Genomic DNA, 14,408 nt, shown 5'->3' with positions numbered 1-14,408 from the left:
CATTCAGGATACAACTCATAAATGTCATCCGCATGACAATCACGATTTTTAATCGTAGATAATAAAATGAAAAAAATTAAAAAATTCCTTAAAAGTCCTGGGGTATTCTTTCGTGACTATTTTAATAAAAAATACCCTATAATTAGAAATGAAGTTTTTTGTCCAGAAATTGAAGAAGAAATTCTTATCCGTCATGATCTGTCAATGGAAAAATTAATTCATATCGATTTTCCTATAGATGTCGTTTTTACATGGGTCGATGATTCTGACATCGAGTGGCAACAGCGCTATCAAAAATATAAAAGCCTTACTGACTCAAATACTCTTGGTAAACACGCAACAGATAAGGCCAGATTTAGTAATCATGATGAATTACGATACTCTATTAAAAGTGTAGAACTATACCTACCTTGGGTTCGGCACATTTATATTGTCACAGATAACCAACGCCCTCAATGGCTACAAACTGACGAACGCATAAAAATAGTTGACCATGGCGAAATAATTGAAAGCCACTATCTACCAACCTTTAACTCACATGTCATAGAGGCGTATTTACATAAAATTCCAGGGTTAGCTGAGCATTTTATTTACTTCAACGATGATGTGTTTGTTGCAAGACCATTGCCTGCTGGGCATTTTTTTAAAGGTAATGGTCTTGCCTCATTATTTCTCTCCCAAAAAAGCTTAACCAACATGCAAGCTAGGGGAACTGATACTCCCACACTATCAGCCTCGCATAATGCAGTAGAAATTTTTGACAAAGATTTTCAGATAGCAATTGATACACCGCTAGTTCATACCTATGTCCCACTCAGGAAGAGTATTTTCGAAAAAAGTTGGAAGCTTTATGAATATGAAATAAGAAAATTTTTACCCAATAAATTCAGAACAAATAATGATATGAATCTCGCGACTTTCTTCGTCCCTTGGATGTCCTATATTCAAGGTGAGGCCACTCCAGTACGGGATATTTGCTACTATTTTAATATTAGGTCTACCGCTGCAAGAAGTAGTTTTAAGGCATTGAAGATTGCTAAAAAAGAGGGGTGTATGCCTCATTCATTTTGTGCTAATGATTTTAATACTCAGAAAGCACCGTTTGCAAACTATAAGTCATTATTAAATACCGAACTTAAATATCATTTTGAATCAGAGAAATAAAATGCTTACCAGAAAGTTTAAAAAATTAATACGCAATCCAAAATTATTCTTCTCGGACATGTTAGTAAAGCGAGAAAATAAAATAAAAAAATAATGCTAAAAAAATATAATGGCACCCATCAATATACTATAATCTCAGCAGTATATAATGTCGGAAGATATCTAGATGAATACTTTAAAAGTATTATTAATCAACACATGGATTTCAAAAAAAGCATTCACATAATTTTAGTCGATGATGGTTCAACTGATAGCTCAGCACAAATAATAAAATCCTGGCAAAAAAAATACCCATTAAATATAACTTATATATATAAGGAAAATGGTGGGCAAGCATCTGCACGAAACCTTGGTTTAGATCATGCTAATACAGAATGGGTAACGTTCATTGACCCTGATGATATAATTGATCAAAATTATTTTTCGTCAATTGATATTTTCATTAATAAAAATATCAATAAAAAATTAGATTTAATAGGTTGTAATCTAATATTTTACTTTGATGCTACAAATCAATATAAAGACACTCACCCATTAAAATATAGATTTGCAAAAGAGGAAACGTTAGTTCCAATAAATAACTTAGGAAAACAAATTCAGTTATCTGCAAGTTCTGCTATTTTTAGACTGTCTAATATCAAGGATAACAATATATCGTTTGATGTAGATATAAAACCTAACTATGAAGATGCTCACTTTATAACAAAATATCTTTTTCCTCTAGATTATGGTAATGCAGCATTTTTAAAGAAAGCCAAATACTATTATCGAAAAAGAAGTGATGGTACATCCACTTTAGATAGCTCATGGGAAAAACCAGGGTTATACGATATAGTTTTACGAAAAGGCTGTATCGAGTCAATGCAGCGCTACCTTCAATCAGGTAGACCTATTCCAGAATCACTACAGCTTCAGGTTTTATATCATATTTTTTGGTATCTAAGAAGATTTATAAACCATGAGTATAAACTTTCATTTTTAGATAATGAAAAAATTGAAGAGTTTGAAAAAAATATATATGATATTTTCTCAATGATCGATGATAAGATCATTATGCAGTTCGGACTTGCAGGGTGTTGGTTCTATCATAAGGTTGGTATGTTATCATGCTTTAAAAAAAGTGAACCTCCATTTCAAATAGTATATATAGAGTCATATGACAAAAATAAAGGTCTTGCTCAATTACGCTATTTTACAGATAAACATGAACTTGAACATGTAACCATCAATGATGTTGATACCATCCCAGTTTTTATAAAAAATATAAATTTCTCTCTAACGATTTCGTCAACGAAAGAAGGTTATGGGTTAAATTTGAGTCAAAGTCAGTTATAAAAATAAGTATTTGTGGTAAACCTGCACGAATATCTCTTTCTGGGAAACAGGAGAAAGATGGCGTCCGTGGCGATGCGATTATTAAACATTTTAACGCAATAATACCAAAATATAAAACATCAGAAAAATATAAAAATTCATGGATACTAATGGATCGTGATACCCATGCTGATGATAATGCTGAACACTTATATCGCCATATTAAAATTAATCATCCCGAAATTAAAATGTTCTATGTACTAAGGTCTAGTTCTCATGACTGGACACGCCTAGAACAGGAAAATTTTTCTTTACTTGATTTCGGTAGTGAGGAACATAAATCTGCACTAGAAAGTTGCTCAAAAGTAATTAGTTCTCATGCGGATTATTGTGTGACTAATTTCCTTGGACCAAAAATGTTATCCGGTAGGCACTTTATTTTCTTACAACACGGAGTAACTAAAGATGACCTTTCTGGATGGCTAAATCAAAAAGAGAATATAGACTGTTTTATCACAGCATCGAAACCTGAGTTTGACTCTATTACCTCTAACAACTCGCAGTACAAGTTTGGTAAAAAAGAGGTTGTTCTTACCGGTTTTCCAAGGCATGATAAATTATTAAAATCAGTCTGGAATAGTAATAAGAAAATATTGATCATGCCTACATGGAGATCCTCTATTGTCGGAAAAGCAAATAAAGAAGGCTCAGAGAGGGAGCTTAATCCTCTTTTCATGAGTTCTTGTTATGCAAAGCATTGGTACAACCTACTCCATTCACCTGATTTATATCGGATCTATTTGAAATATGGCTATGAGGTAATTTTCTATCCTCATGTGAATATCTTGCCTTATCTGAGTAAATTTAATATCCCTGAATTTATAAAAGTTGGTAATCAAGACAATAAAGGAATGCAAGAGTTGTTCAATGAGGCTTCATTGTTAGTTACAGACTATTCTTCCGTTGCTTTTGATATGGCTGTGCAATCTAAACCAACAATTTATTATCAGTTTGACGAAGATACTGTTTTCCAAGGCTCCCATACGTATGCCAAAGGATATTATGATTATCGCAAGGATGGATTTGGCCCAGTAGTCACTAACGAGAATGATTTTTTCTTAGAGTTAAATATTCTTCTTAAAAATTCAGCAAAACCCTCGAAACAAATTAAGAAACGTATCAATGATACATTCCAAAATCGCGATGGGAATAACTGCGAGCGTGTTTTCAACGCTATTGAAGCGCTGGATAAGCCTTTGCCAACTGATTTTATAGATGTGGATATATTATTTGAATATGCTACTCATGCAAGTAATAGCAAAAACTGGAATCTTGCGCTTTCTCGCTGGTCATTAGTTTTAAATAGTGGGAATGAGCAGCAAAAAAATGAAGCAACAGTTCAAAAAATAGTTTCACTTAATAACCTTGGAAATATTAATTTAGCGCTGGAAGTAATTAATGAATATTATGGACACGATAAATCCATTTGGCCAGAGCCGGTACTTCGTGAATATGCTTTCATTCAGATGAAACTTCAACAATGGGAACTTTCCGCCGAATGCTGGGCAATGTTACCCAACCGTAGTAATGAAGACACTATTTATTTCCTGCAATCTATTGCAGAGCAATCAAACGCAGCAAAATTTGATCATATTTATAAAAGGCTAAACTTTGGTACTAGCGAAAAACATTCTTTGCTCAGTAAATCTTGGTATTATATCTGTCACGGCGAGTGGTCAAATACTATTGACCTTATAGAAAATAACTCTGTAGATTTTATTAATTGTGATTTTTCAAGATTACAAAGCTATATCATGCTAGCCCGCTGCAATAGAGAAATGGGTAACTATGACATCGCAAGGAAGAAACTTGAGTTAGCATCAAAAATACCAGGTGATAAAATAGCATTAAATTATGAAAATGCGAAAATTTCTTTCTTAGAAGAGAAATGGATTAAAGTAACCCAACAAATTAATAATAAAAATATTGATATAGTCTCTATATCTGATGAACTTATCATCACCTACATAAAAGGATTGCGCTTACAAGGAAATAATTCAGAAGCAGCAGTGGTTCTTGATAAACTCCCAATTAAAACTTTCGATAACCAAGAGTTTTTATTTGAACTAGGAGAAATTAACTACTTATTAAAAAAATGGGATGCTTCTGCTAAAGTCTGGTCAAAATTACTCACTAATTATGATATTGCAAACTACCGTTTAGCACATTCTTATAGAATGTTGGGAATGATAGAAGAAGCAATAACTTTAATCAAAAATTCTAAAAATAGGTTCCCAGACAGTATAGATGAATGGATTTTGAGAGCCGAATTAGCTCAACTTTGTTGCAAATGGGATGAAGCAATTCACTGTTGGTCGTCAATACTTCATTATTACCCTGATAACGCTCCGCAAGACAGTTGGTCAAGGCTTCATAATTCTCAAATGATGCTAATACTCTCAAAAGTTGCTGAGTAAATAAATTTTAGCAGCCCCCCTAGTAGTTAATTTAATGCTTGTGGTATATCCGCTCACTCTATTTTATTTAATATACACCCTGTAGCATTTTAATATGTGAGTTGCAGACAGTATGAAGTACTATATCTGTCTGTATACTCAGTACGCATATAGCAATCATTGTATTATTGAAAAATCTTATCGGTAGTATTTTAAATTCACCCATAAAATAAGTTAGCAAAACCAAAAAGTTTAAACTATTTATTTCATATTCCCCACCCCCTCATCTTTAATATCTACACGAGTGCCAATAAACTTATTCCCTTCCAGCACATTGTTATCGGCGTAGTCAGCAAAGTACTGACCAGAATTATCTTTGGGTTTATCACCACAATCAAAACCAGAGAGATCTCTGCTTTGGCGGGAGGCTAGCCAAATACCGATCTGCTCGTCGGTAAAGGTGTTATTGCGGATAATATTGTGGTCGCTGTGCTGCCAGCGGATAACAGAGTTCCCACTGCTGTAATGCTCGCCACAGTTCTTATACAAAAACACACCACCCGCACCATTGCCTTTAAATAGATTCCCCTCTATCAGATTATTGGCGGATGAATCCACCGCTAATCCTTCTCGCTTGCCCCGCCCCAGACTCTCATGACCATTATTCACTATACGGTTATTAATAATCCGGTTGTTGCGTGATGAGTGTTCCAGATATATTCCCGACATATAAGACTGCTGAACAGTAGAATTACTGAGAGTGGAGTCAGTCACGTAATCATCAAAATAGATGCCCACTCGCCCACTGCCGGTCACCACTACCGCGTCGATAAGAATCCCCATCGGCGTTCGGTGATAATTAATCTGGTGATCGGTGCTAAGTTGATTAGCCGGAATATTAGAGGTAATACGGATACCACTGCGACTAAAGTTGCGGATATGGCAATTTTTGATGCTGACGTTTTTTAGTGGTTTGCCTTTGCTATTGACCATTATGCCAAAGGGTAGATTATTGTCCCCTTCCAACGTCGCCCCTTGACAGTCGAGATGAGTATTGCTGTGCGATATCAGTAGGGATTGACGATAAATACAGTGCGGCTGCAAGCTGATATTCCCCTGTAACGCGGTGGCATCAGGCAAATAGCATGTCAGTTGAGCAGCTTGTAGCGATAATGTGTATGAGGTGGCTGTGGCTAATACTAACCAGAGGTGGCAGCGCAACAATAATCGGAAAATGGTTACAGCAGTATTATCTGTATTATTTATCGGCATCAGCAATAATCATTTCTCCGCCCCATCCTGAAAAGTATCCCCAAAACTCACTAAACCGGGATCCGGTAATATTCGTCTTTATATTCGGTCTTTACCGTAGGTATCAGTTCAAGCTGATTATCACCATAATAAACCGCATTAATCTGGGTGTTTCTCAGTATATATAGCCGGAATTTTTTGAATAACTTCATATCTGGCTTGAAATCAGACTGCCAAAATTGATTGAGGTGCCCCTGAAACGTTAACCCTTTCATGTCATACAGCGCGTTACCCATAACGATCAACGGCTTGTTATGAATAAGGGCTGATAACCCGGCAGTGCTATTAATCGTTACCACCGCCTTGGCGTGAGTCAGTAATTCCGGCATCGGCAAATCGTGTACATATTTTACCCGCTCGCTGATGTTGTACTGCTTACCGAGTTTACGGATTAATGGCCCGTACAGGCGATGCCCCCGGTCCATAGGGTGATGTTTGATAACTAACCACTGGTCACTACAGGCTTTTTTTGAAAATGAATACATTACGTCATTGATGTAATCACGCACGTCGTTGTATGGGCTGTGGTTGCGGATCTGGCTATCATTGTAGACCTGTAAAACCACCAGATGGTAGCGCTGGTCAAGCTCGCCCTGTAGTTGACTCAGCACTTTTCGTTGCAAGAATCGGTACCACTGTTTACGCGCGGCAGCACGTATCCAGCAACGGGCTTCGTACCAAGGTGAAAAGGATTTATGGTGACGATATTGTGGAAATTGGTGGCGGTAAAACCAGCCCGCCAGATAATAACCGATGCAACGGCGTACCCGCAGACTAAAGCATGATGTCAATTTTTTGGCGACCGGTGCTTTAATTTCTGGCAACTTACGGTAGAAATCAGGATTACGTGGCAAGGCGGAAAACGCATTCACCCCGCCCTCTTCGAGGGTAATAAAATGCGGGCGGAGGTAGCCTTCCTCAAACGCCAGAAAGCGCACCCCTTTGGTCTGCGCCCAAAGCCTGGCAACTTGGTGTAGCGGGCGGCAATCACCAAAACACAAAATAGTGTCGAAGTGGTAATCTTGCCAGGTATCTTTCAACCAGGTGGGGAACTCTTTCGGCGTCTGCCTGAACACCAAATAGTCACGCTTACGGCAATAAAACTTGTCACCGCCGTTGAATACTACGTTCACCGCTTCGCACCCCTGAGATTCAAGCCACTCAGCGGTATCACTGAAATAAGGTCCCATCGGGCCTTGTAACAGTAGGTACTTCTTGCCAGCAAGAAGTGTTGTCAGTGCACGGCAATCTGTAAGCATAAACACGTCACCATTATCATTTAACAGACTGATTTATAAGTTTATTGTCACTTTAGTTAGCATGAGCAGTTTTCTATAATTACGCATAATCCTGCCCGATTTTTTTTTGCTAAATTGCATTTCAGCACGTGGCTGAGCCGCCAAAATGTCTAACGCCCGTTCTGCGGTTATTGCTTCACGCCGAAGAGGGTCAACATAGGTCGGATAAGCGATCAACGCCTGATATACCAAGTCATCCAGCGTCAATGTGCGCTGCCGGCGTGGTGCAGAATGTTCGTCCTGTGTCAGCCCCCAACCGGCATAAAAAGGTATGCCGTAGCAAAATACCTGCTTCCCATGCAACAGCGCTTCAAAGCCCGAAAGCGACGTCAAAGTATGCAACTCATCCGCAGCCTGAATGCATTGGATGATGTCGGCATCCTGCGCCTGAGTGTTAGCCCAACGCGCAATATCAGCCGCAGGAATATGCCCTTGCCGGTTGCCAACCAATACGTCCGGGTGCGGCTTATAGATAATGAAAGCGTCCGGGTTACGCTGGCGCACCGTTTTCAGCAGTTCACTATTGGTACGAATACTGATTGTTCCGCTCAAAATGGATGCATCGTCTTCCACCTGGCCGGATACCAGCAAAATGCGTTTGCCACTGGCTTGCGGCGGCAGACTGAATGGCGCGCCAATGTTGTATTTACTGATTTTGCCACTGACCAATCGCTGGCGAAGCTTTGCGGCCCGCACTCGCTGTAGGTCAGTTAACCGGCTGCTGTTGAGTAACGACTCAAGATCACTCGGCCGGGTGGCATCGTAGTAAATGCCGCTTTTATCCAGCACCAGCGACAGCGGTGGATGCAAGTCAGAACCCAGCCCCGATGAGCGTATAAACCCATCTTCCATACGCCATACCGGCACTTTTTGCGCCTGAGCCTTTGCTTGCCAGCGCTGTTCGCCTTTATTGCCCCACACCACACAAGCCGTGTTCGATGTTTTACCGTCTCTGAAAGAGACGTTGTTCAGTGTGGTTTTTAAAAACAGTAAAAAAATGCTGCGTTTCCAAAGTGTTAAACCCGGCGCCCATAACTGACCCTGGCGTTGTAGTTGATGGTTTTTTTGCATCAACAAACCTTCTAACACAGCAAATAATGTCGCCGGCTGGCCACTACAGGGATCGATATAACGGCTGTAGCGCAGATAGGCGGCGCTGAATAAATCCAACAAACTGGCCTGCCCACGCCGGGCCGATAATCCGCCAGCCTGCGGGTGGCGATCGTCAGTCAATCCCCAACCGGCATACCAGGGTTGACCAAATACCGTGACAGCTTTACCCGCCAGCAACGCTTCAAAACCATATTGCGAAGTCACCACATACACACGACTGACCTGGCGCAATAACGACTGCGGGCTGACATTTTCTGCCAGCAACTTGATGCGTGGATTTTTTGGTATTGCCTTGAAGTAGCCTGCTTTCTTACCCTGTAAAACATCGGGATGAATTTTCAGCCAAACCTCTGCCTGTGGGTTTTCATTCAGCGCGGCATCTAACATGGCCTCAAAGTCTGCCGCATCGGCATTGCCGTATTTAACCGCCATGTCACCAAAAGTCTGGTCCACGACCAACACCGCATCACCTTGCGCAGGCACGCCGCTGAATGCCGGTGCCAGGTTATATTTCGACAAGTCAGCATCAACAATTAACTGCATTGCCTCTCGGGCGTCGGCATAAAGTGGCTGGTTACCGGCCCGGTCAAGAATCAGCCTTTCCAGCGAGCTTGGCCGGCTGGCGTCGTAATAGATACTCTGAGTATCCACCACCATCGACAGTGGTGGGCAGCCTGACACGCCCAACCCCAACGAGCGGATAAAACCGTCTTCAAGACGCACAACAGGCAAGCTGGAAGCTCGCGCCAACGCAACCGCTTTATCACCACTTGGACGATGGCCCCACACCGCCACCGCGCTTATCCCCGGCGGAATTGATCGCAACGATGACAGCTTGCAGCAGGGTTCAGCCAGAAAGTTTTCCAGATGCTCGATGTGATAGATTCCTGCCGAAAAGATGCCTATCATCAGAGTGTTAGCACCACTTTAGCGGCAACTGCCAACTGGTAAAGAATGGTCGAAATCCCCCGCGTTACTTCGATGTTCTTCGATTCAAACTTCGGTAATACCATCAGTTCGTCACCCGGTTGCAGCGTTTTGACGTCTTCAGCATTCAGTGCTTCACCATTCTGTTTAATCAGAATGACTTTGGTGTTACTGGCTTTTTGCGTGTAACCGCCAACCTTGGTAATGTAATCATCCGGGCTAAGACCTTTCTGCCAACTCACCGCATTCGGGAACATTACTTCGCCATGGATCATGACCAGCGAGGTCTTTTCAGGGATCTTAATTACGTCACCGTCCTCCAGAATCACCTGATCAAGATTACTTTCGTTGAGCACCACTTCACCCTTAGGTACCACGTTGCGGGCTTTGGTAACAAAGCGACTGATAAGCTGCGCTTCTTGCATTCGCAGACGGGCCTCTTCTGAAGTGGAAGACTGTGCTGATAAAGAGGCTTCTTCAAGTTTTTGCAGTGACAGGTCAAGCATCTCTTTCTGACGCAGCGCGACCGAGCGGCGATACAGTTGGATCGAGTCCATTTGCGACATGCTATTAGGGCGGATTTTTGCCAGCACCTGACGCATAGTCGCACCATAAGGCAGTACCATGGCATGCTCGCCGGAATGCGCCCCTTCGATTCGAACCTGAATGGTTCCTGAGTAGCGATCAGTGCTGATAATCAGCTTATCGCCATCTTGTAATGAACGCCCCGGTGCAGAGCTAAGTGGATAGTATTCACTGCGCTTAATCGTACCCTGCTGGCGGATAATGGTCATATGTGTGGCCCCCGGCTTAGGGCGTGCCCAACTGAGCGCTTCACTCACCGGAATCGTGCTGTTGCGGAATTCAAAGTCATAGCTGTTGAACACTTCGCCTTCGACACTGAAAGTGTGCTGGCGTGGGCCGACTACGATGGTATCGCCGTCAGCAAACTGTGATAGCCCCAAATTGCCGTTAAGGAGAAAGTCGTACAAATTAACCTGTGAGCGCACGCGGTTACCACGTTTGATGCTGATATCCACATAGCTGCCTCTCTGAGTATCGACACCACCGGCTTTACTGAGATAGGAGAGTAACGAGTCAGATGCCACCCCGCCGTACAATCCGGGGTTATTAACGTAACCGGTGACAAACACTTTGACCGGCTGGGCCTGTAATAAAGAGGCGTAGACATTCACATTCGACTGATAGACCTGTTTGACTTTGGCAGTCACCACACTGTTGATCTGGCTATTCGGGATGCCAACTACTTTCAGCGGGCCAACGTTTGGCAAGAAGATATTGCCTTTCGGGTCCACACTCAGCGCACCTTCAAAGTTAAATGCGCCCCATAACCGTATCTGAATCTGATCCCCCAAACTCACTACGTAGTTTGGATTGAAACCGATGCTGGAACCACTATCTGCCGCCGAGACCGAGGTAAAGAGTTGCGCGCCAAACATCCGACTCATCACCACCGGGATCACCGGAGGGGGGGTATCGTCAAACTGGCTATCGCTATAAGGTCTCTGGCTTTGACCTGAAATAATCGACGGTAACGGTGCGGCCCCGGTCATATTGGGATCGGCATTCAGATCAACGGCCTGAGCGGGTGTTGCCTGTATGGCAATAATCAGAAGAACAGATTTCAATAATTTCATAGCATGCTCTGAGTTACTGCCTGCGGTGTCATTCCGACAAGCTAGAAATAGCGTTAAAACGGCGTCAATCTTTATGATCGTCAATCACCGCCAGCAATAATTTGACAGTACCAAAAAGTAAGCCACAAACCAGTAACCAACTGATAAGCAGATACAAACTGTTGGGGAACTTTGACTCCTGCGGTAGCTGAGGAGAGCTGATCACTGACAACATTTTCAGTTTTCTTGCCGCATCAACACGGGTTTTTTCAATCGATGTCAGGGTCAATTTGTAGATATCAGTATCGAACTGTACCTTGGCTTTAATCTCTTCAAAATCTACCGCCATACGGTTCAATTTGTGACCATCGGGCGCAGTAATTTTGCTTTTTTCATTATCAATCTGGCTGGAGAGCGACTTGAGTGCGTTCTTCGCACTGATGACCTGAGGTGCATCTTCACGGAGAAAAGTCAGTAGGTTACGCAATTCTGCTTCCATCTGAATGCGTTGGCTAACCAAGGTGTTAATCAACGTAGTGGCAGCCAAAGCCTGAGCTTCAGGGTCAAGAATATTATTGCTGTTCTGGTAAGTGAGTAGTTCGGTTTTGCTGCTATTCAAACGAACGCGCGCTTCCTGCATTTCGTTTTCGGCAAACAGCAACTGCTCGCGGGCAATTCGGTGTGAGATCTCATTGATAAATCTTTCGGATTCTTTCAAAACAGCCTGATTGAACCGTTGAGCAAATTCAGGCGAGAATCCTTGGGTACCAATGGTGAGGAAACCTGTTTTGTCATCGTAAGAAACGGAGATACGGTTACGGTAATAATTAAGGAATTGCTCGCGAGTGGCACTATCTGACAAATGATAGAAAAAATCCCAGCCGCTATGACCGAATGCCTGACGAAAATCGAGCTGTTTATCCAAGACCGCCAACATATCAGGAGAATTAATATATTCCTTCAGATATAAGGCATCTTCCGCAGAACTAGGGCTGCCAGCACCCATCAGCAAAGCGACATTCAGATTACTGCCATTGATATCGTTGGAATGTTTGATGGCGACTTTAGATTCACTGAGATAGCGTGGTTGGCTAAAAATTAACAAGTAGAGAATCAGCAGCAACATCGGTATCAGAATCATAACCTTACCTAAATGGCGCTGTAGCTTGGACAGAGTTAAGTGTGACATGCGCACGCGCTTCAACATATCACCTGGCCAAGCCGACTTTATTTTTTCAATAAACATGGGTTTCATCATTTGTTATTTGCGCGGGCATTTCCCCATCACGTCTAATGCAATCATCAACAGAAAATTCGAGTAATAAAATGATCATTACCCAGCTCAGGTAAATTAAGTTCGTCGATCGTCCGTATCATGTTCAATCAACACATGTCGCAACATACGACTAGCCCAGAGGAATAAGCCCACATTGGGCTAAAATACAGACGTTTTGCCAGCAAAACTCTAAATGAAGGGGTAAATCAATAAAAATTGCGGCTACAACACTGTTGATAATTATAATTTACATTTAACGAGTTTTAATAAATATTACAACCCGTTAACTTGCTAAAATCAGTGAAATAAATACTCATACAACTAAAACATCAAATAAAATCTATATGTGATTCCAATAGAAAATATAAGCAAAATACGAACAGCAGCAGTATAGGAAGAATAGACAGCTAACACCAATTGGTTAAATGTTACAGAATGTAACCATTGATAGCCAAATAAATTAGATATAGTTAGTTGATTTATAAGAAATTTCTCAAAATTAAATTAAAATACCCTTATAACTCATACCTGTAAACAACTCACATTCAAATTCACCACGGAATCAATGAAGCTAATTGTACGAATATTCCTACAATATTTATTCTAACAATGTGACGTGAATTAACTATATTAGCAAAGCAGGCTTGTACTAATAGCCACAGTTGATTGCATAAATTTCATTTACCACTAGATAGCCTCTAGCAGACAATTTGCTTACAGGGAAAGGACAGCAACGGGGTTCTGAGGCTTTTAAATATGATTAATTATAAATCAAAATCTCTGGCACCAAAGCTCCGTTCCTTTTTATAATTTATAGGTTCAAAACTATAAAAGTTGAAGTATTGCGAGGAAGGCAAAATATCATATCAACCCCATCTGATAGCGCGATCAGATAGAGTTGATACGTAACGCTCGGCCTACTTAATCAAAAACACCTGTCGACAAGTATCGGTCACCACGGTCACAAATAATCGCCACGATCACCGCTGCGGGGTTCTGTGCCGCCACTCGCAGCGCGCCGGCAACCGCACCGCCAGAACTGACACCACAAAAAATGCCCTCTTCCGTGGCCAGCCTTCGTGTCGTTTTCTCTGCTTCGCTCTGGGTGATATCCAGTACCTGATCAACCAACTCCGGGCGGAAAATCCCCGGCATGTATCCCGGTGACCAACGGCGGATACCAGGAATACTACTTCCTTCTGCCGGTTGCAGGCCGATAATGGTAACTTGCGGGTTTTGGCTTTTCAGATATTGGCTAACGCCGGTAATCGTCCCGGTAGTTCCCATGCTGGACACAAAATGGCTCACTTTACCCGCGGTTTGTTGCCAGATTTCTGGCCCAGTACCGGTGAAATGTGCGTAGGGGTTATCGCTGTTATTGAACTGATCCAACACCTTACCCTGCCCTTCAGCCTGCATCCTTAGCGCTTCATCGCGCGCCCCTTCCATTCCTTGCTCACGACTAACCAGAATTAACTCCGCACCGTAGGCACGCATTGCGGCCTGCCGCTCTTGACTCATATTTTCCGGCATCAGTAGCTTTAGCTTATAGCCCTTCATCGCGGCGATCATCGCCAGCGCAATACCAGTATTGCCGCTGGTCGCCTCGATCAACACATCACCCGGAGCTATTTCTCCACGTAATTCTGCCTGCCGGATCATGGTTAGTGCCGCACGGTCTTTGACCGAGCCTGCCGGATTATTTCCTTCCAATTTGACCCAAATCTGCGCATCCAGCCCTTGGCTTAAACGTTGCAGTTTGACGAGTGGGGTGTTGCCGATGCATTGTTCGAGGGTTGTCACTGTAAATACCTATTAAATACCCTTCCTCCTTGAAGTGGCAGCTATGTTCACTGCTCTCACGAACCCGAATCACTTACTTATGTAAGCTCATCGGGATTCGCTCGTTAGC

9 protein-coding genes are annotated in these 14,408 nt (G+C 42.2%); 3 read left to right on the top strand and 6 right to left on the bottom strand.

Annotation, left to right across the window (positions count from 1 at the left end; all coding sequences use genetic code 11):
• Window positions 1–66 precede the first annotated feature (66 nt).
• From V2A84_RS02715 to V2A84_RS02705, 3 genes are all read left to right on the top strand, one after another.
• Complete coding sequence (locus V2A84_RS02715) at window positions 67–1,164, top strand: stealth family protein (protein ID WP_083163415.1); 1,098 nt, start codon at window positions 67–69, stop codon at window positions 1,162–1,164.
• A gap of 93 nt (window positions 1,165–1,257) precedes the next feature.
• Window positions 1,258–2,499, top strand: coding sequence for a glycosyltransferase (locus V2A84_RS02710; RefSeq protein ID WP_442848576.1), 1,242 nt, complete (start codon window positions 1,258–1,260; stop codon window positions 2,497–2,499).
• Window positions 2,500–2,648: 149 nt separating this feature from the next.
• Window positions 2,649–4,955, top strand: a complete 2,307-nt coding sequence (locus tag V2A84_RS02705) for a CDP-glycerol glycerophosphotransferase family protein (RefSeq protein WP_442848575.1) — start codon at window positions 2,649–2,651, stop codon at window positions 4,953–4,955.
• A 240-nt stretch (window positions 4,956–5,195) separates the two neighbouring features.
• On the opposite strand, the gene V2A84_RS02700 is transcribed toward V2A84_RS02705, so the two are convergent.
• From V2A84_RS02700 to cysM, 6 genes are all read right to left on the bottom strand, one after another.
• On the bottom strand, window positions 5,196–6,206 hold the full coding sequence (locus tag V2A84_RS02700) for a right-handed parallel beta-helix repeat-containing protein (RefSeq protein ID WP_442848574.1): 1,011 nt from the start codon (window positions 6,204–6,206) through the stop codon (window positions 5,196–5,198).
• Between the two features lie 50 nt (window positions 6,207–6,256).
• Window positions 6,257–7,504, bottom strand: coding sequence for a capsule biosynthesis protein (locus tag V2A84_RS02695; RefSeq protein ID WP_442848573.1), 1,248 nt, complete (start codon window positions 7,502–7,504; stop codon window positions 6,257–6,259).
• A 33-nt stretch (window positions 7,505–7,537) separates the two neighbouring features.
• A complete protein-coding gene (locus V2A84_RS02690) occupies window positions 7,538–9,565 on the bottom strand; it encodes a capsular polysaccharide biosynthesis protein (RefSeq protein ID WP_442848572.1) in 2,028 nt (675 codons plus the stop codon).
• The gene (locus V2A84_RS02685) at window positions 9,565–11,241 is read right to left on the bottom strand and encodes a polysaccharide biosynthesis/export family protein (RefSeq protein WP_420073822.1); all 1,677 of its coding nucleotides are present in this window, start codon (window positions 11,239–11,241) and stop codon (window positions 9,565–9,567) included. The genes V2A84_RS02690 and V2A84_RS02685 overlap by 1 nt, the downstream gene beginning before the upstream one ends.
• A 64-nt stretch (window positions 11,242–11,305) precedes the next feature.
• Entirely contained in the window at window positions 11,306–12,478 is a 1,173-nt protein-coding gene (locus tag V2A84_RS02680) for a capsule biosynthesis protein (RefSeq protein ID WP_442848571.1), read from the bottom strand.
• Between the two features lie 939 nt (window positions 12,479–13,417).
• On the bottom strand, window positions 13,418–14,299 hold the full coding sequence (gene cysM, locus V2A84_RS02675) for a cysteine synthase CysM (protein WP_083163406.1): 882 nt from the start codon (window positions 14,297–14,299) through the stop codon (window positions 13,418–13,420).
• Between the last annotated feature and the right edge of the window lie 109 nt (window positions 14,300–14,408).

Source organism: Yersinia sp. 2553 StPb PI (assembly GCF_052217105.1).
GTDB lineage: Bacteria > Pseudomonadota > Gammaproteobacteria > Enterobacterales > Enterobacteriaceae > Yersinia > Yersinia enterocolitica_E.
Note: the sequence above shows the minus strand (reverse complement) of the source record. Positions and strands in the feature narration are given on the sequence as shown.